Raw genomic sequence first — 20,413 nt, 5'->3', positions numbered from 1 at the left:
CATCCTGCGTGATCCGGCATGGTCAGTCATCTCTCCCTCCCGCTGCGAGCAGATCGTTGTGGGCCTTCTGCCTGGCGAACTTAGCGTCCAGCAGGGCCGTCCTGGCTTTCAGGTCCGCGATCTCCCGGTCCGCCGCCAGCTGATCGGCGGTCTTCGGCGTCCGGAGCTCGATCAGCCTGGCCTCCTTCTCGTGGGCATCGATCTCCGCCTGCAGATCGGCGACCCCCTGCGTCCGGGCCTTGGCGGCCTCGTCCCGCCGCTTCGTGCGATCGTCATCCGCCTGCTTCGCGATCGCGGCGGCGGTGGCGGCCATACCGGCCGCGATCGCCGCCTTGTCCCTATACTCGAACTTGGCGATGGTGCCGTCGGCGGCCAGCTCCAGCGCCAGCTCGTTGGACTGGAACGCCACGTTCCTGAAAGGCAGGAAGCGGAGCTGGCCGAGTTGCGGCGCGAACGTCGGCGCGGCCTTGGGATCGACCACGAGCAGGTTCTCCGACGTGTTCGCGTCGCAGGTCGCGCCGCGGCACACGAGCAGCCGCGCCCGCACGGGCTGGCGGATGAACACGCCCCCTTTCGGCACCGCCTCGCCGTTCCGGAACTCCCAAGCGTCCACTACCTCCGAACCGAGAGTTGCCGACCGCCCGCTACCGCCCGTCACGCGCCCGCCCGACACGCCAGACGTCGGCAGTTCTAGCATTTTCCGACAATCAAGAGTTGGAAACTCCGGGTCCAAACCTGCGCATCCACCTTCGAGGAACCTTCCGCCGTTCATCTCGACGGTGTCGAGCCTCATCGCCAGCTGTAGCGAAGCAGTGAGGCAGGCGGAGACGTCGAGGCTGGGATCGCCCGGTTTGCACGCGCTCGGGCCCTCGCTCGGTTTGGGCGGAGAGGCGCCGTTCGGGAGGAGGTAGGATCTGAGATATGCGTAGCGGGCGGCGAGGCGCTCGAAGCGTTCGGGCTGCCGAACGCGGAAGGCGGCTAGGAGCACCGCGAAGCCGTGCACGTCAAGAACGCGGCTTGCCTGCGCGGGTCTCTCCCCCATCTGGGAGGTGAATGCGTCCCGGACCTTCTCGGGGGCGTTGAGCGGGCCAGCCCGATCCGACAGCCGTTCCGGCCAGACACGCGGGCTCGTCTCGAGCAGCATCGCGTCGGCCTTGCCCTTGGCCAGCGTCTTCGCCTCAAGGACGGTCTGGGCCTGGTCCAGCGCGCTCAGGTCCTTGGCGAGCGTGGCGGCATATCCGGCCTTCACCGTCGGGGACAGACCCCTGACGCCGGCAACTAGCGTCCCGTTGCGCACCCGCGCGGTGATCGCCGTCAGGGCCGCCGTCGCCGCCTTGACCTCCTTCGCACTGCTCTCGCGGGCTGCGAGGGCCTCGCGGGCCGACTGCGCGCAGTCGATGAAGGTCGACCGCTTGATCGCACGGCCGGCGAGCTCGTAGAGTGCCGCGTCGTCCTCCGCGTTGATCTGCTTGACCGGCTTGGCGGCGAGGCCCTTCACGCCTCCGCCCCCCGTGTCGCTCGCCCCGACCCTGAGCACCGCCGGCGCCATCGCGGCGCCCGCGAGAGGACCGCCTCCAGCCAGCGCTGCGACGGTCAACCCGACGGACGCCACGTCCTTCAGCACGTCTCCCGTCCTGTCGTCCGCCGACACGTTGATCGACTTGAGGTTGCCGGTCTCCGGGTAGTTGGCGAAGCCGAATCCCGTCTGCTTGAAGAGATTGGACAGGGAGCGGTAATCAACCACGTAGGACTCGCCGCGCACGTATTGCGAAGTGGCGACGACCTTGACGTCGAAGGTCAGCGTCGGATCGACGAACAGCTCCCGCTGCGAGGACGAGCCGTCCGCAGCCGGGATCAGCCTGGTCGTTGGACAATTCGAGAGCGTGCGGGTGACCTCGATCCGATACTGCAGCATCGGGAGGTTGTAGGTCGTCCCGGGCAACGCCGCCTGCGGCAGGGTCATGGTGACGTCCGGAAGCGTCGAGATCTGCGTCGTGCAGGCTCCCGCGAGCATCGCCAGGGTGGAGATGCCGCATCTGGTGCAGGCTTTGATCATGTCGGTCTCCTTCGCTGCGCCGTGGCGCGTTAATCGGGGCGGAGCGCCAGCCCGCCGACGAAGCTCAGCGACGGCGCGAAGAAATACTCGCCGCCGAGCAGGGTCACGTGGCTGCTGAAGTCGGAACCGAGCGTTCCCGCCTCCGGGTGGTCCCAGGACTTGGGCCAGAGATGGCCGGCGGCACCGCTGCCGATCACCGGATCCCGCCCCGTTCCCGAGCACGGGAAGGCGTCGTCGTTCGCCCACGCCGCCTGCGTAAATTCGAACTGCCGTTCGATGTCGCGATTGTAGGCCATGAAAAGCAGGCCGACCCCCTTCGCAGGCCGGTCGCCGAGGTCCGGCGCCCTCGCGCCGTAGGTTATGCCGCGCCGCGGCATGAGACGGCTCCGCTCGTCGGCGAGCGTCGCACCCAGCGGCACCGTTCCTCCCCGCGGATTGGTCTTGCGGATGTGGGACTGGAAGGGACAGCGCGCGCCACCCGGGTCGCCGTCGTAGACGAAGTTGTTCGCAACGTGCGCGGCGCCGAGCGCCCGCTTCGAGGCAACCACCGGCGTGCCGTCCTCGAATCGACCGACCACGAGCGCGCCGGCGAGTTCGCGCGCATCCGGCGCCATAAGGTCCAGCGCGTCCGCAAGCCCGTCCTCCGCGGACTTAAAGCCCGCCACGTCCTGCTCGAGCTTGCGGAAGACGAGGAACGAGCCGTAGCTATTCGGCCCCGCTCCGCCGGGATCGGACACCAGAGCCACGTCGAGGGGACCGAAGCGGGGATCCCAGACGAACGGTTCGCCCTGTTGGTTCAGCTCGCGGACCACCTCGTCGTCCAGCATCAGCGGCTGGCTGCGTCCGTCCACGTAGCCGAAGTGCTCGATGCCCGCTCCATCGCGGAACAGGGCGGCGCCAGTCTCGCGTGCGGCGATCCGGGCTCCGGCGGTCGTCAGCGCCTCGATCGCCCTGGCGGCGGCGGCCGCGGTCCCCTTCAGGCTGCCGTCCGCCACGAGGAGCATGGCGTCCGCTCCTTCCCGATATCCGTCCTCCCAATCTTGAGAAGAAGGGTCCCCGAGCGCCTCCCGGGCAGCCATGCCGGCGGTGAAGGCGGCGCCCCCTGGCACTCGCGCTGACGCCACCCCGAGCGCGTCGTAGCCGCGCGCCGTCAAGAAAAGCAGGACCACCGGTCCTCCGTCGAACTTTGCGTCCGTGCGTCGCCGCTCTGCATCTTCGAGCTGGTGGGTGGCCGACGTCAGTTCGAGAGCGGCCAGCGCGGCACGGATGGACGTGCGCCGCGCGGGATCGAACCGCAGCAGCATCAGCTCGGCGTGCGGTCGACCGTGGCCCTTGAGGATGTTGGCCTGCAGGTCGGCGAGCAATGGGGCGAGCACCGGCTGGCGCCACACCAGGGGTTGCCGCAGCAGGTTCTCGGGAACGCTCATCTGATCTCCTTCAGACCGCACGGTCACGACCGCAGTCGTGCGGCGCCGGCTCGGAATGCCGCACTCGGAACGGCTGCAGGTCACAAGCATCGCGGGACCGTGCGTCAGCAAGTCGCTGACGCGTCTTTGACGCATTATTGACGGCGGACGTGTCCGCAGCGGCTCGACAGAAGACTGATCAACCTGGAAGGTGGCGGCGCGACGGGCCAGTTGTCCGCCGCATCGGGTAGGAGGATGACGATGGAAGCCGATGTCTTCGTAAAGCCGCTGGACGGCGAGTTGCCGATGGGCGCGACGCCGGCGCTCTCCGAGCCGCGCCTGATCATCAAGATCGACGACACTTACTGGATGCCGCTCGCGATGGTCGCCTTCCGGAGGACGGACGCGACGGGATCGCAGATCGCAGCCTGCGACGCGGTGGCCGCGAGCTTCGAGGCGGGGGTCGCAGCCGGGGGCACGTTCACGGCCGTGATAGACGCCTCCCTCGGACTCGTCCGCAGCGACCAGTCCACCGATCCGAATCAAAGCTAGGCGCAGCGTCACGTCCGAGGAGGAACGTCTCGCCCGGGTGATGATCGAGGCCGGGGTGACGCGTCTGGCCGAGCTGACGGGCCTCGACTGCGTCGGCGTGCCCGTCTGGCAGGCGGTGCGGCCGTGGTCGCGTGCGCTCACGGTCCACCAGGGCAAGGGTCTGGACGACGCGGAGGCGCGACGCGGCGCTCTCATGGAGGCCATCGAATCCCACCATGCCGAGCAGTGGCTGCCCGGATCAGCCGCGATCTGCTGCAGCTGGGATTCGCTGCCGGCTGCCCTACGCGCACCGACCCTGGACGATTTCGCCTATCGCCGCGGCTCCCCGGACCCTTCCGCCGCGGTCGAATGGGTGCCGGTCGAACCGCTCGGCTGCCATCCCGCCTTCCATGTGCCCGGCGACTGCGTCTCGCTGGACTGCGCGGCGGCGACCCACCCCGGATTGGCGCGGAACAGCAACGGCCAGGCGGCCCACTTCGCACGCGAGCCGGCGGTCCTTTCGGCGCTCCTCGAGGTGATCGAGCGAGACGCCGTCGCCGAATGGATCGCAGGTTCGGTCGTCTCGCGCTGCGGATCGGAAATCGACACCCGCACCCTGCATTCCGATGTACTGCGGTCCATCGACGCCCGCATGGCGGCGCTCGGGATCGGGTGGCGCCTCTATCGTGTCCAGGCATTGATCGCGGTGCCCGTGCACGTGGCGGAGATCGCCACCCACGGCCCCCGCGTCAGCCCGCACGAGCACGTCTGGGGGTCGGCGGCCGCCTTCGACCCGGAGGAGTCCGCTCTTAAGGCGCTCCTCGAGGCGCTCCAGACGCGCTGCAGCCAGATCGCCGGATCGCGCGACACCATTCCGCTGAGCGGGGCGCAGGCTGGAACCTTGAGGCAGCCGATCTCCCTGCCGCAGCGATCCGACTGGCAAGGACATCCCTTCGATCTTCGAACCTCTCGCCTCGCCGACCTCGAAGGCGTAGTCGGCGCGCTCGGCGGCGCGGGATATCCTCAGGCCGGCTTCGTGGAACTCTCTCCGGCCCAGGCCTCGGCGATTTCGGTCAAGGTCTTCGTGCCCGGTCTCGGCTTCGAAGCCCGCCGCAGGCGCCCGGCATGAGCCTTCCGCCAATCGTGTTCGCAGGGCCGAGCGTGGCGGGGCTGCCGCTGGAAAGCGTCGTCCGCCTGCCGCCAGCGAGCGCAGGCGACATGCTGGCCCTCGCGGACGGGCAGCCGCGCGTCGTCGCCCTGATAGACGGCGTCTTCGATGCGCAGGCCGCGGTCCAGCACAAGGAGATCCTCGAATTGATGGCCCGGGGGTTCCGCGTGCTCGGCTCCTCCAGCATGGGAGCGCTGCGGGCGGCCGAGTTGCACCATTTCGGCATGGAGGGGGTCGGAGCGGTCTTCACCGCCTACCGGAGCGGTCACATCACCGCAGACGACGAAGTCGCCCTGCTACATGCCCCCGGCGAACTGGAATACCGCGCACTGACCGAACCGCTGGTTGACGTGCGCGCGACCCTCGCCGCCTCCGTTCGAGCGGCGATCCTTTCAGCGCCTGCAGCACGCATCATCCGCGAGCATGCCCGCGGATGCTTCTGGCGGGAGCGCACGTGGACCGCCATCCTCCGTGATTGCCGCAGGTCCGTCGATGGGGCGGATCTCGAACGCTTCGCGGGGTGGCTTCCTTCCGGCCGCGTCCCGATCAAGGCGCTGGACGCCCAATCATGCCTGAAGGCATGCCTGGATCCGTGGCGATCTACCTCGCGCACGCCGCCTCCGAGAACATTCTTCTTCCAAGCCCTCGCGCGACAGCGCGGGGTCAAGCTTCATCCGCCGATCCGCTCGAGCCCATCGACGTAGCGCTCGAGATGCTGCGGCAGCCTGAAGGGATGTCGCGTCACCACCCAATCACTCAGCGCCGATCGGTTCGGCAGCAGCCCCCCCATCCAGACCGCGGAGACCGCCGAGCGCGCTCGCGCGATCGTCGCCTCGGCTCGCACTCCCCCCTGAACGGCGGCCAGAGCCGTCGCAATCGCTCCCCAGCAGTCGGGATCGACGATCATCGACAAATGCTCGGTAGCGAGCAGAGGATCGCCGCGGATCAGGGCCAGCATGCCCATATCGAAGTGGAAGCCGTCGGTCGAGACCGGGTTGATTGCCAGACAGCGTCGAAGCAAGGTCTCGCCCGCGTCGAGGTCGCCTAGATGGATAAGGCCGTAGGCCACCTCCATAAGCCGCTCAGCATGAAAGGGGTTGAGGCGAATCGCCTCGTCGAAGCAGCGGCGTGCCGCTCCCCATTCGTGCTGCCTCAGATGGCACCACCCGAGGAGGCTGTGCCCATGCGCGTGCCCCCGATCGCCCGCGACCGCCGACCGCGCCAGCAGCAGGGCGCGCGCCCGCTCCTCGTCGCCGCTGCTCATTGCCCGCGTCCAGGCAAAGTCCGTGTTGTAGAGACGCGCGAGCGCAAGCTTCGCCGACGAAAAATCGGGCGCTTCCGCGACGATCCGTTCGAGCTCGTCCGCCGCCGCCCGCGCGGCGGCATGGTCCGGTGGGCGCATGGAACGCACGCGGCCGGACAGGTAGCGCGAATACAGCGTGCCGGTCGGCCGATTGCCGACATATGCCGCGATGTGGTTCTCGACGGTAGGAGCCACCGCCGCCGCCATCCTCTCGACGATCTCGTCGATCGCGGCATCGATCCGGTCGGCGACCAGGGGAAAGCGCGATGCCCACAGCACCTGACCCCCGGACATCGCGGCCAGGCGGGCGGTGACGACCGTTCCGTCCGAGACCGGTCGCAGCGTGACGCTCAGAAGGTAGGCGGTGTCGGACCCGCCATGCGCGTCCGCTCGTGCGTCGTCGGCGAGCACGACCACCCGGACCTCCCGGAACCGCGACAGCGCCGACACGACCTCCTCCCGGATGGCCTGCGCCAGGGCGGCGTCCTCCGCGGCGCCCCCGTGGCCGAATCGCTCGACGTAGAGTGCGGGCGGCGCATCCGCGGGAAGCGCGAGCGGCGGCAGGGGCGTGCGCGCTTCCGGTGCATCGGACATCGCTATGCGTCCGCGGAGGACGGCTGCGGCCAGCGGACAGGTGGGATCATGGGCGAGCCAGGCGCGCGCCAGTTCCGCGGACGATGCCCAATCCCCCTCGTCCGCCGCGTCCTCGCCGCGGGCCAGAAGCGCGGTCGTCGCCCGCCGCAGCTCCGTCCCGACGCGGATTCGCACCGTGGCGACCCACTCCACGAAGGGGACGGAAGGCTCGAGTTCCGCGAGCAGCGCCCGCGGCGTGGCGTTGCTGAGCGCCCGTGCGAGCGCCGCCCGGTCGCCTGTGGCGGCCGCTGCCTCGATGTCGGCGAGATCGCTCGTCACTCGGTCCGGCCGCAACGCGAGGCGACCTGCCTCCGCAGCGATCGGGAACTCCGTTCCGCGCCGCTCCACTGCGTGGCGCAGTTCCAGCAGGCATTGACGGAGGCTCGCCCTCGCCTGCTCAGGATGCCGATCGGGCCACAGCAGGTGCGCAAGGCCAGCTCGACCCATGCTGGTGGGCTCCAGCGCGAGCACGGTCAGGAGAGCGGTAGCCCGCACGCCCAGAGGTATGCGACTGCCGGTCGGGTCGTGCAGTGCCGGCATGCCGAACACCGTCAGCCTGAGTGGAGCGCGACCGTTCATCGTCGCCTGGCGCTCGTCTGTTCCGACCCGTTCATCGCTCCGTCCTTCCAGTTACAAACGGGTATGGACGCTGGGGTCCTCTCGCCCGGCGGAGGGACTCGTGGACACCTTGTTCTGCAATTCGTCACCGACTGCAAGTCACGACCGACCGCGTAGAAGCAGCAGCGTGAACTTACCACGTCGCGGAGCCGATGCTGCCCCGCTGCCGCCCGGTTCGAAGCGGGTCGAGTAGTTCCAGCCGCTCCGCACGCCAGTTCGAGCGGCCCCCATAACGGATCCTCCACCGGGATCCGACGAAACCCAGCCACTCGGACGATTGCCCCGCTGGAGATCTGGTCGAAGCCGACGCGGTCAGCCTTAGATGGAGGGCCAGCCACCTAGGCGTGCCTCTTCCGAAGACGCTGCCGGTGACGCTTCGTTTCACAAACGCGGCAGAAGACGAGCACGCGGCCCTCGCCTGCTAGAGGCATCCATCGCGAAGACCCACTCTCGGCCGTCCAGGGCGACATCGCTGCATCCCAGAACCGGACACTTATTCACTCAGCACTCGTGGCTACTCTGCGCCCTTCCCGGACGTTCGAGGCAACCAACGCAACGTCCGCTTGGCGCCCAGAGAAGCCGTTCGACGCCAGGTTGTTCAGTATCCGGAGCAGGTGAGGAACCGAAAGCTGCAGCGCTCCGGTCTAATCCATCAGCTTGTGCCGCAGATAGCTTGAGATCGGTGCCCGAGCCGTGCCCGCCGGGGCAGGCGCCATCCCCCACAAGCATCATGTCCGGCAAACCTTAGCCGCCTCGCCCCTCGTCAGGCTCGAGCGACTGCTTCACCGCAATCCATTCGATCTGCTGATCGGTCACGTCGGCAGCGTCGACGATATTGAGCTGCCGCTTGAGGATCAGCATGTTGGTAAGGAAGTTCGGCTCCGCCATGCCCTCGTGCCAGATCGCCGGGATCAGATAATAAGCGTGATAGTGGCGGTAGCTGCCGAAAAAGTTCTCCAAATTCTCATCGCTCGTGGCTTGCACGATCAACGACCGGACCGTGAAGCCGATCATCTGCCCGCTCTCGAGCTCGCCCGGTAGTGCGTTGGCGCTGAGTTGAATCGAATAATGGCTTGGATCACGGTCGGGCAGGCGACGGATCAGCGACAGGCGGATCCGGTCCTGCTCGTCGTAGATCCCGACATCATCGCGCCACCGTTCGAAAATCTTGGTTGCGGCCGCCTCATTCTCGAAGATCAACGCGAAGAGCGGCGGATAGCCAGGTCCGTTCTGATCGAAACCGGCGCCGCGCCACGCCGCCTGGTCCCACAAATGCACTTCGGTGATCGACCGGACGCCAAGCTTGCGGTGGCTTTCCGCTGCCGGTTCGCCGACACAGTGTTCATCGGCCGACCGCCCCGATCGGGCAGCCGCCATGGTGACGAGATCGATCTTTTCGATGACCGGCCGCGGGGCGCGCGGTGGATAGGATGCGGGCGCCGCGTCGCTGAGGCCGCTCGGCCGGGTGATGTAGCGGCCGTTCATCCGGTGGTAGCTGTTGGCAGCGGTTGTCACGAGCGCCATGCGGCCGATGACGCGTTCGTCGCTGACCAGCGCGGTCAAGACGCGCTCGGAATCGGGGACGAAACAGGTTGCGGCGAGCAGCTCGGCGGCGATATCGACCCACAAGTCGCGAATGATCGCTTGCTCCCCGTATCGGGTGGGCGGCAGGTCTGCCGGCCAAGCGAGCCTCGCGCGCATCGTATCGCGATCGACCGAGAAGCTTGGCCGTACGATCGCGGCATTTTCGACGACGTCGATCGCAAATCGCTCGGTATGCGGCATCACGTGATGCTCGATGGTAGTGGCGAAGAAGGCCTCCAGACTTCCGGCGACGGCCTCGGCGGCAAGGATCGCATGGTCGCTGCCGGAGGATCGGATCTCGACCTGCATCCCAATCAGGGTGGTCGAGATGGTCTGGGGAACATTCGGCGCATAGAGGATCGGTCCGGTTGCCGCCCCTTGGGTGCCGGCCGGCTGGCTGGCGAGCGACGAGAACATCTCCTTGACGCCCTTTTCGGTTTCGGTCGGCGGGATGCTCTGATCGGCGCGCAGCACATTCTCGTAGCCGAGCGCGTAAAGTAGGGCGGTGCGCGGCATGATCAGCTGGGCCTGGTCGAAGATGTCGGGCCAGTCGGAGAGCCGGGCGAGCTCGGCGTCGGGCAGGTTGACGATCTGGCTTGCCGCGATGATCTCGAAATCTTGCGCATCGCGCCTGCACTTCGCGCGGTCCTTGTCGCTAAACGGCAGCGCCTCGGTCGCGCCTCGGACGAGCCCCATAGCGACTACGAAGTCGGCAAAATGGTGGAGGTCGAGCGACAATGTCGCCCAGATTTTCGCGACCACCGCAAAGCGTAGCCGCAGCCGGCCGCCTTCCTCCGCATCGATGATGAAGGCCGAGAGCGCGAATATGCAGGTCGCTCTCGCCGCCCACAGCAAGCCGGCGCTGCGATAGGCGACGGTGAGGAGGCAGAGCGCGTCGGTCAGGTCGGCGGAATGCTCCTTCTTCGTGAGCCGCGACGCCGCCTTGGATAGCAACCGGATCATCTCGAAATGACGGCCGAGACCCAGCTTCTCCGCGCGACGCAGTAGGATCAGCGCGCCTTGCGCTTCGCCGGTACGGACCGCGACGAAATCGGCCAGCTTGTCGACCAGCAAAGCATAAGCGGGGTCATCTCCGGCGACCCGCTCGGCGACGGTGATGAGCTTGATGACGCGTGTCGCATCGAACTCGCCGAGGCCTTCGGCCCGGTCGAGGATCGCGGCGAAGCGCTGCCAGACCTCGGACAACGCCTCGCCATCGCCGGCGAGCGCGGCCTCGTTCATCCCGATGTGGCAGAGGGCAGCCTCGGCTTCGAGCTGGTTGTTGGGCCGCTCGCCGCCGGCTGCCATCGGCTGCAGCAGCGCGACGATGGCGGCGATGCGCCGATCGAGCTGGCACGCGGAGCGATCGAGATGATCGTGCATCACCGCGTTGAAGAGGAGCTGGCCGAGATTTACGAGGAAGCCGAGCGTGCGCGCGTAGCCGGCATCGTCGGCCAATTGCTCGATCGCTCTATATTCGGAATCGAGTAAGGCGAAATCGTCGAACCACCAATAGGCGGTCCAGAGCTGCTCATGGCGCGCCTCGATACGCTGGTGGAGGGTGCCGTGCCGGTCGGCGAGCCGGATCGCGCGGGCGAAGCGGCCATCGATGTCGACACCCGGCTTTTCGATGCCGCGGGCGAGCTTGGCGGCGAGCAGCGCATCGAGGACACGGTGCTGCTCGAGGCCGCGATAGCCGTCCGGATCGCTTAGCTCGGCTTCGACCGCTTCGAGCTGCTGGACGCGCGAATAGTCGGTTGGGCCGAGGCGGCTGGCATCGCTGACCTCGGTGCCGATGCCGAGATGATTGTAGGCGATGTCCTTTCGGCCATGTTCGATCACCTCCGCGACGATCCAGGACCGGTCGTGGATGGTGACCGGGAGGCCGGCCTTCGCGCTCAGCTCGGTTTCAAGCTTGGCGCGGTCCATGGCTTTGGCGAACCGGCTGGTCACGCAGATGATGCGATCATAGCGCCGACCGGTGTCGATCAGCCCCTGGACATCGTCGATGATCTTCTGCTTCCAGCGCTGCTTGGCGCTGAAGGCGAACGCCCAGCACTCTCGGCCCGAATTGGCCTCGCCCTCATAGTAGAGGTCGCTGATCTCGTCGGCGACGGGCGTAGTTTCGGTGTCGGCCTTGCTGTCGCCGCCGCCATCAGGCCCGGTCTGGGGCCGCAGATTGGGGCAAATGGTGCGTTCGCACAGCTTGCGGCAGAAGATCTCGAAGGCGTGAGTCTCGTTGCGGCTGGTCAGCGTCTCGAGATGATACCCGAGCAGTGACGCGTCGAGCTGGTAATCGGTGCGATCTCGCGTGTCCGAATAATATTCGGGCCGCAGCCGGCGCATGAATTGCGACGGGAGAATGCCGTGCTTCGTCGCTTCATCTTGCTCGGGTGCGCCGTCTGCCATCACAGAAGAGATAGGTAGCCGGGGCGGCCGCGTCCAATCGTCCGCGCCCCTTGTCGGCGTGATTATCAGCTCCGAGCATTCAACGTCCGGCGCCTGGATATTCCTCTACGTTGCGCGGCTGCACGACCATGCTGCCCTCGACGAAATAGCCGAGATCGCCGCGGATCGCATTGGCACGCGCCATATCGTCCTCGGTCCAGCCCGCCGTGTCGAGATAGACGAGGTCTTCGGAGCTGCCACGCTGTGCGGCCGCATCGACGCCGATTCCGACAATGTAGCGCGCGGCCGGGCGAGCGGACTTGGCGGCATGGCACCTGAGCACCAGTTCGCGGGAACGGTGGGCGCGATACTCCGCATAGTCGTCGCGCGATGCGCCAGGACCGATCAGCAAGACGTATTGGATGTCGGGATGCTCGGACGGCAGCAGCGAGCCGATCCATTCTCCAGCGTCGCGCGCAGCGCGCTCCTCGATCGACTGCGATAGGATCTGCCGGTAGGATCTACCGGTAGAACCGGCTCTCACCGGCCATGATCCGGACGACCCTTTCATAATCGTCCATCGTCAGCTCGTTGCCGAATTCGAGCTGTCCGGCGAGAAACTGGCGGGTGATATATTCGATCAGCCGGTCCCAGGTTCGGTGCTCACGGTTAAGGCGGCGGCCCTCGATGAAGGCCGGCTGGGCCGCGACCTGACGCCATAGATTGTGCTTGAGCACGAAGTCTCCCGTCGCCGCCGGGAATGTTCGACCATGATGGAGGTAATACGCGAGGAGATCGGCTTCGGTAGGCGCGCCCTTGAACTGGCCACCCGCGGCGAGCGCGGCCTTGGCATCCAGATAGGCGACGAAATCGCTGATCGTATCGAGCTCGGTGAGCACGAGTTCGAGCACCTCGGCGTCGAACACGTGCAGGAACCCGCCGGCCTCGCTGACGATGCCGACGCGCAGCGGCGCTTCGGCATCGGTGACGGTGAGGTCGATCCCAAGCATCGGCTGGCCGGTCTCCCGGCGGCACCGGTCCGCAGCGCCGGTCGCAAAGCAGATGCGGTGAACCTTCACCGAAGCCGGCGGCGGGAGCCCGATTGGTAGCGGCGCCGATGCTGCCGGGTCGAGGAAGATCATGCCCGGTTGAGATCGCAGCCAGCGCTCGGCCTGACGGACCTGATGGGCGGACTTGCCGATCGCGCGCGCAAACCAGCGCCGCCAATCGAGCAAGGGATCGCCGGTGTCGGGATAGGCGCAGCTCTTGTCGGAGAAGAGCAGGATATCAGAGCGGAATACGACCATGAGGTCGACCAGCTGCTTGAACAGATTGGGATAGGTGTACAGCGCCAGGAACGAACGCTCGCACAGGCCCGCGAGGATCGCTTCGGATTCGGTCAGGCCTTCGGATTTGCGGAACCGCACAAAGCTTCCCTAGTCAAAATGACGCCTCCGGCCGCTGGCCGGCGCCGATCATGCCACGGAACCGTCCGTCCACCCACCCGGCAACGGGATTGAAAGTGAGTAGCCAGCGCAACACCGCCGACATGCCGCGTCAGCGAAATGGGATTCTTGCGATCCGATGCCGGGGGGCGAGAGCACGGTATGGTGCTATAGTCCGAAATCCTCATCGTAGAGGCCGTCCTCGCACGCTTCAGGCCTGAACTTGGGCAGCACCGGACGGCCGGCGAACTTGTGACCGATGTGATAATCGATCTTGCCGGGTCGACGTACGACACGTGCGTCGAGCACTGGCGATGTGTCGGCGTGGCGCTGGATGAGATCATCGTTCGAACGGTCGCGGGCAAAGGCCAGACGATAGGCGAAACGGGACGTGATCCGGTTGATCGCGAGAACCTTCTTAGGGTCCGCGATACCGCCAAAGCGCGGAATCGGCCCATGGCGCAGCAGCCGGTTCCCGCCGTGCAGCACATATTGCGGCGACAGCGGGAAGTAGAACTCGACCTTCGTATTCTCTATGTAGGGTCGGCGAATGCCGGCATCGGCGGGATCGAAATAGGCAACCGGATTGTCAGAGGTGAGGAAGCCGATCCCCGTATCGTCGCGCAGTATCTCGAAGCCGAGCCGCCGCGTCATGTCGCCGAACCGGCGCATGTCCTCGCCCATCGTGCCCAGCGTTCGCTGGCGATTGACGGTGACCTCAACCGTGTCGAGCTCATCCTCGTATCGCTTCAGCTTCGCCGGCAGCTTGCCCATGTCGGCCAAGGCCTTGAGGCTGGTCCGGGTCTCCAACGCCATCAGCGCTTCATGATAATCGCGCGCTGCGGGCACCCGCGTGCGCATCATCGTGACCATCGAATAGAGCGCGAGGAGGACGGCCGGGCCGAGCGATCCGGCGTTCACCGCGTCCAGCACGCGCGGCCACCGCGTCTCAACGTTGCCGAACAGATTCTCGAAGCTATCGTTGTCGCGCGAGCCGTCTTCGCGGGTCTGGCTGTAATAGTAATTCTCGAAGCCGATTTCCTCTGGCCGGACGTGGAGCGGGGAGGTTGGACGGTCGCAGCGATAAGCGTGGAGCTTGCCGCCGGCATCAGCCCAGCTTCTGAGATAGGTCACCGATACGAAATGGTGGCGCTTGCGTTCGGCGGTCGGGCGTGGGGCGGCAGCGGGAGACATGATTTACATAGTGCCGGATCGGCGCGGGGTTCGCCAATGCCACGCTTTAGATGAAGCGCTCCAAGCGTCGCCGACTCCGATGCCCGGATCTCGAAATAGCGCGTCATTGCTCTTAAAGCGATACGAGCAGAACCTCGTGACCTGAAGCCGCGCAGCTATCCGTTGCTGCTCTGGCGCTGGCTGTCACCAAAACCCAGGGGCGGGGCGGGACTCTAGAAGCGCTATTTCGGCCCACGCCATGCACAGCCACACGATGAATGATCAGCCGGCCGGGATCGGCTCGCTGGTTGCGGCATCGCGCGCATTCGAGCTCGGTAGCTTCGAGGCTAAGTCGGCGGCGAACAGGTGGCACGCCATCGCGATTTCGAAGAAGTCGATAGCGCCGATGACGACCGGTTCGTCTAACGCATAATCTCGTGTGCGCGTAATCCGTGCGCAGATAGACAGTGACTTCTTCCTTCCCAAACGGATTGTCGGGCGCGTGGGTGTCAATGGTCTCGCCCAGCAGCAGTTCGACCTCCTCGTCGCCGCGCTTGTAGAAGGTCTGCAGGCGGGGGAAGCTGAGGGTGTGGATGCCGGTCACCGGATCGACATCCTTCGTGCCGACACGCCCACCGTGATGCTCGAGGCAATTGCAGACGTTCTGCAGCGATCGAAATTCCGCGTCGAACGCCATTGGCTCGGTCAAGCCGCGGTTCACCTGCTCCATCAGCGCCGGAAAGGTCAGCTTCGACGCCGCGGAAAGGATTTCAGCCACCCTCTCGCAAGCAACGGCAGGAAAGCTTCCAATTCCGGCTGTTGGGCGCTCGGACCGCATCAGTCCGGGAAGGGCGCATACCTGCCATTACGAAGCAGCTGAACGAACGTCGGCTTCTGACCATCAGCGCCCGAAAGCGGACAGGCCGCGTGCCACCAGTTTTCACTAATCTCCGCGACGGGTTAGCGGCAGATTCTTCTCTAGGGGGGTAGGACGGGAAGGCCAATCTTGCTGGCGGCTATGTAGGTGATGTGCGACCGACGCCCCCACTTCGCTGCTCCAGCAGCTTGGCCATCGAGCTGTCAAAGCTGCTGGCGCGCGATCTTGCACGAACCGAGTTCCGAAGACGAGCTGCTCTGAACAGGACAGCAGGAGGCTATAATGTAGACGGGAACGTTCAGCGAAACGAGGTTGAGGAAAGCTGATGCGCGTACTGCTGTATGCACGCTATTCAACGGATCTCCAAGATCCGCTATCGATCGACACGCAGTTGACGATGTGCCGTCGCGAACTCGCACAGCGAAAATGGACCGAGGTCGGCTGCTACACCGATGGTTCGCAGTCCGGCGCAACAATCCACCGGGCCGGGCTACAGGCGTTACTTGCCGCGGTAGGAACCGGGGGCGTTGACGTAGTGTTCGCAGATGCGATGGACCGGGTGTCGCGAAGCCAGGCGGACATGCTTCCCTGTACGAAAGACTGATGTTCCGCGGCATCCTCCTTGTCACATGTAAGGAAGGTGAGGTCGGGGCGCTGCAAATCGGCATGATGGGAACGATCAACGCCGAACAGATTGCCGCGACCAGCGAGAAAACTCGCGATGCTCTAATCAAGCGGCACGCAATGGGAAAGAATCCCGGCGGCACGGCATATGGCTATGAGAAACGCATCGCCTACGACCTGAACGGCGAACGTACCAGGGGTCTGCAGCAGATCGTGCCGGCGCAAGCCGCTATCGTCGTACGGATCTTCGAAGACTATGCTGCTGGCATATCGCCCGGCAGCATAGTCCGCCGCCTTAACGAGGAAGGCGTACCGCCCCCGCGCAGCGGTCGACGTGATCGGGCAACTTCGAGCAGTCCACCTGCATGGACGCCCAACACGCTGACCGGCAACGCCGAGCGTGGTACTGGCATTCTCAACAACCAACTTTATGTCGGTAGACGCGCTTACGCCCGCCAGACGTACCGCAAGAATCCCGATACCGGTAAACGACATGCATTCCTGAATGCTGAAGAGCAGCAGGCTACCACAGTCGCAGCACCAGGCCTACGCATCGTCAGCGACACGTTATGGCAGAGCGTCAAGGACCGCCAACAGTCGCTGCGGCGTGGCCCGATGAAGGCCCGGGACGCCGTCCCTGCCCTGCCCTTCTTCGCACAGCAGCGCCCGAAATATCTGACATCCGGCAAGATGACCTGCGGCGAATGCGGTTCGAGCTATGCCAAATCTGGTCGCACGCGGTTCGGCTGTCAGGGGGCATCAAAGAAAGGCCCAGCCTTTTGTGGGAACCGCCTGACCATCCGCCAGGACGATCTCGACGCCCGCATCCTATCCGGTCTCGCGAACGAGATGGTGCGTGACGAGGTGCTCGCGGTATTCATCGAGGAGTATGCGAAGGAGACGGCGCGACTGGAGGCAAGCGCGACCGACATTCAGCCGTAGCGCGATCGAGCGCATCCGTTCGCTGATCGACACCGTGGTGTCAAAACCGGAAAACGGCGTACTTACGATCCATCTTCGCGGCGAGTTTGCGTCAATGCTAGAGCTAAGCGCTGGAGCGGAAACGCAAAAAGCCTCCGCGGGGATTCCCTCAAAGGCGTTGCAAATGAAGATGGTTGCGGGGACAGGATTTGAACCTGTGACCTTCAGGTTATGAGCCTGACGAGCTACCGGGCTGCTCCACCCCGCGACGGTCCGGTTAGGGACGTAAGGGTAGATGAGATTGTGAATGGGTTTTGATATCGTGTGATGCATGTCGCACGGGCTTCAATGCCTGGCGACGACCTACTCTTCCATCGCTTGAGCGATAGTACCATTGGCGCAGGCGGGTTTCACGGCCGAGTTCGGAATGGGATCGGGTGGGACACCGACGCTATAGCCACCAGGCAATGGAGCCGGTGCGACATGCGTCACTGTGATATCTGGGTCCCTCACCTTAGGCTTTGCAGCTTGGGTGAGGGTTTTAAAATCGATACCGTGCAAGGTTTGTAGTGTGGTGACCAATCCCTCGACGGCGAGGGGATTGGCGATCTGGCGTCGTCTTAATCATCCGCACCGTCTCTGACGCTGGGTTACCCCAGTGTTGTCATTGATGGTGTGAGACTCTCAAGCGCGAATAGAGCAATTAGTATCGGTTAGCTCCATGCGTTACCGCACTTCTACATCCGATCTATCAACGTCGTGGTCTCCGACGGCTCTATGAAATCTTATCTCGAGGGAGGCTTCCCGCTTAGATGCTTTCAGCGGTTATCCCGTCCATACATAGCTACCCAGCTGCGCTCTTGGCAGAACGACTGGTACACCAGAGGTATGTTCAACCCGGTCCTCTCGTACTAGGGTCAACTCCTCTCAAATTTCGACGCCCACGGCAGATAGGGACCAAACTGTCTCGCGACGTTCTGAACCCAGCTCACGTACCACTTTAATTGGCGAACAGCCAAACCCTTGGGACCTGCTCCAGCCCCAGGATGTGATGAGCCGACATCGAGGTGCCAAACAACCCCGTCGATATGAGCTCTTGGGGGTTATCAGCCTGTTATCCCCGGCGTACCTTTTATCCGTTGAGCGATGGCCCTTCCACGAGGGACCACCGGATCACTATGACCGACTTTCGTCTCTGCTCGACTTGTCAGTCTCGCAGTCAGGCGGGCTTATGCCATTGCACTCTAACAGACGGTTTCCGACCGTCCTGAGCCCACCATTGCGCGCCTCCGTTACTCTTTAGGAGGCGACCGCCCCAGTCAAACTACCCGCCACAGAGGGTCCCTGTTCCGGCTTACGGAACGAGGTTAGACATCAGAAACAAACAGGGTGGTATTTCACCTATGGCTCCACATCAGCTGGCGCCGATGCTTCAAAGCCTCCCACCTATGCTACACAGTTTCTTCCTAATGCCACTCTGAAGCTGCAGTAAAGGTGCACGGGGTCTTTCCGTCTAACCGCGGGTACTCCGCATCTTCACGGAGAATTCAATTTCGCTGAGCATGTCCTGGAGACAGTGGGGAAGTCGTTACGCCATTCGTGCAGGTCGGAACTTACCCGACAAGGAATTTCGCTACCTTAGGACCGTTATAGTTACGGCCGCCGTTTACCTGGGCTTCATTTCAGAGCTTGCACCCCTCCACTTAACCTTCAGGCACCGGGCAGGCGTCAGGCCCTATACGTCGTCTTGAAGCCGACTTAGCAGAGCCCTGTGTTTTTGCTAAACAGTCGCTACCCCCTGGCCTGTGCCCCCTCAAAGTGCTTGCGCATAGTGAGGGCCTCCTTCTTCCGAAGGTACGGAGGCAATTTGCCGAGTTCCTTCAGGACACTTCTCTCAAGCGCCTTGGTATACTCTACCTGACCACCTGTGTCGGTTTCGGGTACGGTCTATACGGTGGGGCTATTTCCTGGAACCATTTCGAAGCCATCCCAATCCGATAAGGGATGACAACACACATGATCCGTCACACACCACCAGGCCCACGAATATTAACGTGGTTCCCATCGACTACCCCCTTCGGGCTCGTCTTAGGGGCCGGCTCACCCTGCGCGGATTAGCCTTGCGCAGGAACCCTTGGTCTTTCGGCGAGAGGGCATCTCACCCTCTTTATCGCTACTCATGTCTGCATTCGCACTTCCGATACCTCCACGACCCATTACCAGATCGCTTCACAGGCTTACGGAACGCTCCGCTACCGCGTACCACATAAGTGGCACACCCTAAGCTTCGGCACGTATCTTGAGCCCCGTTACATCTTCGCCGCAGGACCTCTTGTTTAGACCAGTGAGCTGTTACGCTTTCTTTAAAGGATGGCTGCTTCTAAGCCAACCTCCTGGTTGTTTTGGAAGTCCCACATGCTTTCCCACTTAGATACGATTTGGGGGCCTTAGCTGTAGGTCAGGGCTGTTTCCCTTTTGACGACGGACCTTAGCACCCGCCGTCTGTCTCCCGCATATCACTCTTAGGTATTCGGAGTTTGGTTAGGTTTGGTAGATCTCGCGACCCCCTAGCCCATCCAGTGCTCTACCCCCTAAGGTGTTCGTGCGAGGCACTACCTCAATAGTTTTCGCGGAGAACCAGCTATTTCCCGGCTTGATTGGCCTTTCACCCCTAAACACAACTCATCCGGTAACTTTTCAACGTTAATCGGTTCGGACCTCCAGTGCATGTTACTGCACCTTCATCCTGGTCATGCCTAGATCGCCGGGTTTCGGGTCTAATACATCAAACTCTGGCGCCCTATTCAGACTCGCTTTCGCTGCGCCTACACCTATCGGCTTAAGCTTGCTTGATACATTAAGTCACAGACCCATTATGCAAGAGGTACGCTGTCAGGCCATAAAAGCCCTCCAACTGCTTGTAGGCAATCCGTTTCAGGTACTGTTTCACTCCCCTCATCGGGGTGCTTTTCACCTTTCCCTCACGGTACTAGTTCGCTATCGGTCATGTACGAGTATTTAGGCTTGGAGGGTGGTCCCCCCATGTTCAGACAGAATTTCACGTGTTCCGCCCTACTCGAGTCCTGAATTCTCACTTTCGTATACGGGGCTGTCACCCGCTATGGCGTCACTTTCCAGAGACTTCTACTAGTTGAAATTCAGGCACTGGCCTGGTCCGCGTTCGCTCGCCACTACTAACGGAATCTCGGTTGATGTCTTTTCCTCCAGCTACTGAGATGTTTCAGTTCGCCGGGTTCGCTTCACGAAGCCTATTTTATTCAGCTAAGTGATACCTAACCTAATTAACCCAACCTGTGTGTTGCCACACAGTTCGGATTAATCGGGATAGGTGGGTTTCCCCATTCGGAAATCGCGGGGTCAAAGCTTGCTCACAGCTCACCCGCGCTTATCGCAGCGTGCCACGTCCTTCATCGCCTGTACATGCCAAGGCATCCACGAATTGCCCTTACCTCACGCTTGAGAGTCCACACCACCAACGACATCACTGGGTGTCCTTTCGGATCACCAACTCGGCAGAGCAGTGCGCGTTAGCTTTTGTCAGGTGCGGATGATTATAATCTCAGCCAGATTATGTATTATGATGATGTCGATATCTGGAGCCTCGAACCGCTCGTCCAGATCGCGTTACGCCGAAGCGCTTCACGAACTGCCTAAGCAATCCTCGT

At 63.7% G+C, this 20,413-nt stretch carries 13 protein-coding genes, 1 tRNA gene and 2 rRNA genes; 5 read left to right on the top strand and 11 right to left on the bottom strand.

All coding sequences use genetic code 11. The features are described 5' to 3' along the window. Positions 1–22: 22 nt before the first annotated feature. Both J3A66_RS00095 and J3A66_RS00090 read right to left on the bottom strand, forming a co-directional pair. A complete protein-coding gene (locus J3A66_RS00095; RefSeq protein ID WP_209566461.1) occupies positions 23–2,056 on the bottom strand; it encodes a hypothetical protein in 2,034 nt (677 codons plus the stop codon). 29 nt (positions 2,057–2,085) lie between these two features. Then, positions 2,086–3,483, bottom strand: coding sequence for a peroxidase (locus J3A66_RS00090; RefSeq protein WP_209566460.1), 1,398 nt, complete (start codon positions 3,481–3,483; stop codon positions 2,086–2,088). Between the two features lie 240 nt (positions 3,484–3,723). On the opposite strand from J3A66_RS00090, the gene J3A66_RS00085 reads away from it, so the two are divergent. The 3 genes from J3A66_RS00085 to J3A66_RS00075 are packed head-to-tail and all read left to right on the top strand — an operon-like array spanning position 3,724 to position 5,865. Next, entirely contained in the window at positions 3,724–4,014 is a 291-nt protein-coding gene (locus J3A66_RS00085; protein ID WP_192138708.1) for a hypothetical protein, read from the top strand. A 37-nt stretch (positions 4,015–4,051) separates the two neighbouring features. Further along, positions 4,052–5,122, top strand: a complete 1,071-nt coding sequence (locus J3A66_RS00080; RefSeq protein WP_192138707.1) for a YcaO-like family protein — start codon at positions 4,052–4,054, stop codon at positions 5,120–5,122. Then, a complete protein-coding gene (locus J3A66_RS00075) occupies positions 5,119–5,865 on the top strand; it encodes a TfuA-like protein (RefSeq protein WP_209566459.1) in 747 nt (248 codons plus the stop codon). The genes J3A66_RS00080 and J3A66_RS00075 overlap by 4 nt, the downstream gene beginning before the upstream one ends. On the opposite strand, the gene J3A66_RS00070 is transcribed toward J3A66_RS00075, so the two are convergent. From J3A66_RS00070 to J3A66_RS00045, 6 genes are all read right to left on the bottom strand, one after another. Further along, positions 5,832–7,676 (bottom strand): tetratricopeptide repeat protein, encoded by a 1,845-nt coding sequence (locus J3A66_RS00070; protein WP_209566458.1) that lies wholly within the window; start codon positions 7,674–7,676, stop codon positions 5,832–5,834. The two genes, J3A66_RS00075 and J3A66_RS00070, sit on opposite strands and share 34 nt — an antisense overlap. Before the next feature lie 783 nt (positions 7,677–8,459). Further along, positions 8,460–11,645: a hypothetical protein gene (locus J3A66_RS00065; RefSeq protein WP_209566457.1), complete on the bottom strand. Its 3,186-nt coding sequence runs from the start codon at positions 11,643–11,645 to the stop codon at positions 8,460–8,462. Between the two features lie 142 nt (positions 11,646–11,787). Then, positions 11,788–12,231 (bottom strand): hypothetical protein, encoded by a 444-nt coding sequence (locus tag J3A66_RS00060; protein ID WP_209566456.1) that lies wholly within the window; start codon positions 12,229–12,231, stop codon positions 11,788–11,790. Beyond that, a complete protein-coding gene (locus J3A66_RS00055) occupies positions 12,209–13,114 on the bottom strand; it encodes a hypothetical protein (protein ID WP_209566455.1) in 906 nt (301 codons plus the stop codon). Before J3A66_RS00055 ends, J3A66_RS00060 begins: the two co-directional genes overlap by 23 nt. A 186-nt stretch (positions 13,115–13,300) precedes the next feature. After that, positions 13,301–14,326 carry a DUF4238 domain-containing protein gene (locus tag J3A66_RS00050; RefSeq protein WP_209566454.1) on the bottom strand — a complete coding sequence of 342 codons (1,026 nt, stop codon included), beginning with the start codon at positions 14,324–14,326 and terminating at the stop codon, positions 13,301–13,303. 112 nt (positions 14,327–14,438) lie between these two features. Next, positions 14,439–15,083: a hypothetical protein gene (locus tag J3A66_RS00045; RefSeq protein WP_209566453.1), complete on the bottom strand. Its 645-nt coding sequence runs from the start codon at positions 15,081–15,083 to the stop codon at positions 14,439–14,441. 424 nt (positions 15,084–15,507) lie between these two features. Between J3A66_RS00045 and J3A66_RS00040 the strand changes: the two genes are divergently transcribed. Beyond that, complete coding sequence (locus J3A66_RS00040; RefSeq protein ID WP_209566452.1) at positions 15,508–15,786, top strand: recombinase family protein; 279 nt, start codon at positions 15,508–15,510, stop codon at positions 15,784–15,786. Continuing rightward, complete coding sequence (locus J3A66_RS00035; RefSeq protein ID WP_209566451.1) at positions 15,786–16,748, top strand: recombinase family protein; 963 nt, start codon at positions 15,786–15,788, stop codon at positions 16,746–16,748. The genes J3A66_RS00040 and J3A66_RS00035 overlap by 1 nt, the downstream gene beginning before the upstream one ends. Before the next feature lie 170 nt (positions 16,749–16,918). Here J3A66_RS00035 and J3A66_RS00030 read toward each other — a convergent pair. The 3 genes from J3A66_RS00030 to J3A66_RS00020 all read right to left on the bottom strand — a co-directional run bounded on the left by J3A66_RS00030 (position 16,919) and on the right by J3A66_RS00020 (position 20,207). Then, positions 16,919–16,995 (bottom strand) — tRNA-Met (locus J3A66_RS00030). An 82-nt stretch (positions 16,996–17,077) separates the two neighbouring features. Further along, positions 17,078–17,192, bottom strand: a 5S ribosomal RNA gene (rrf, locus tag J3A66_RS00025). Positions 17,193–17,410: 218 nt separating this feature from the next. Further along, positions 17,411–20,207 (bottom strand): 23S ribosomal RNA (locus J3A66_RS00020). Positions 20,208–20,413 lie beyond the last annotated feature (206 nt).

It is taken from the genome of Sphingomonas sp. PvP018 (assembly GCF_017876865.1).
GTDB lineage: Bacteria > Pseudomonadota > Alphaproteobacteria > Sphingomonadales > Sphingomonadaceae > Sphingomonas > Sphingomonas aerolata.
Note: the sequence above shows the minus strand (reverse complement) of the source record. Positions and strands in the feature narration are given on the sequence as shown.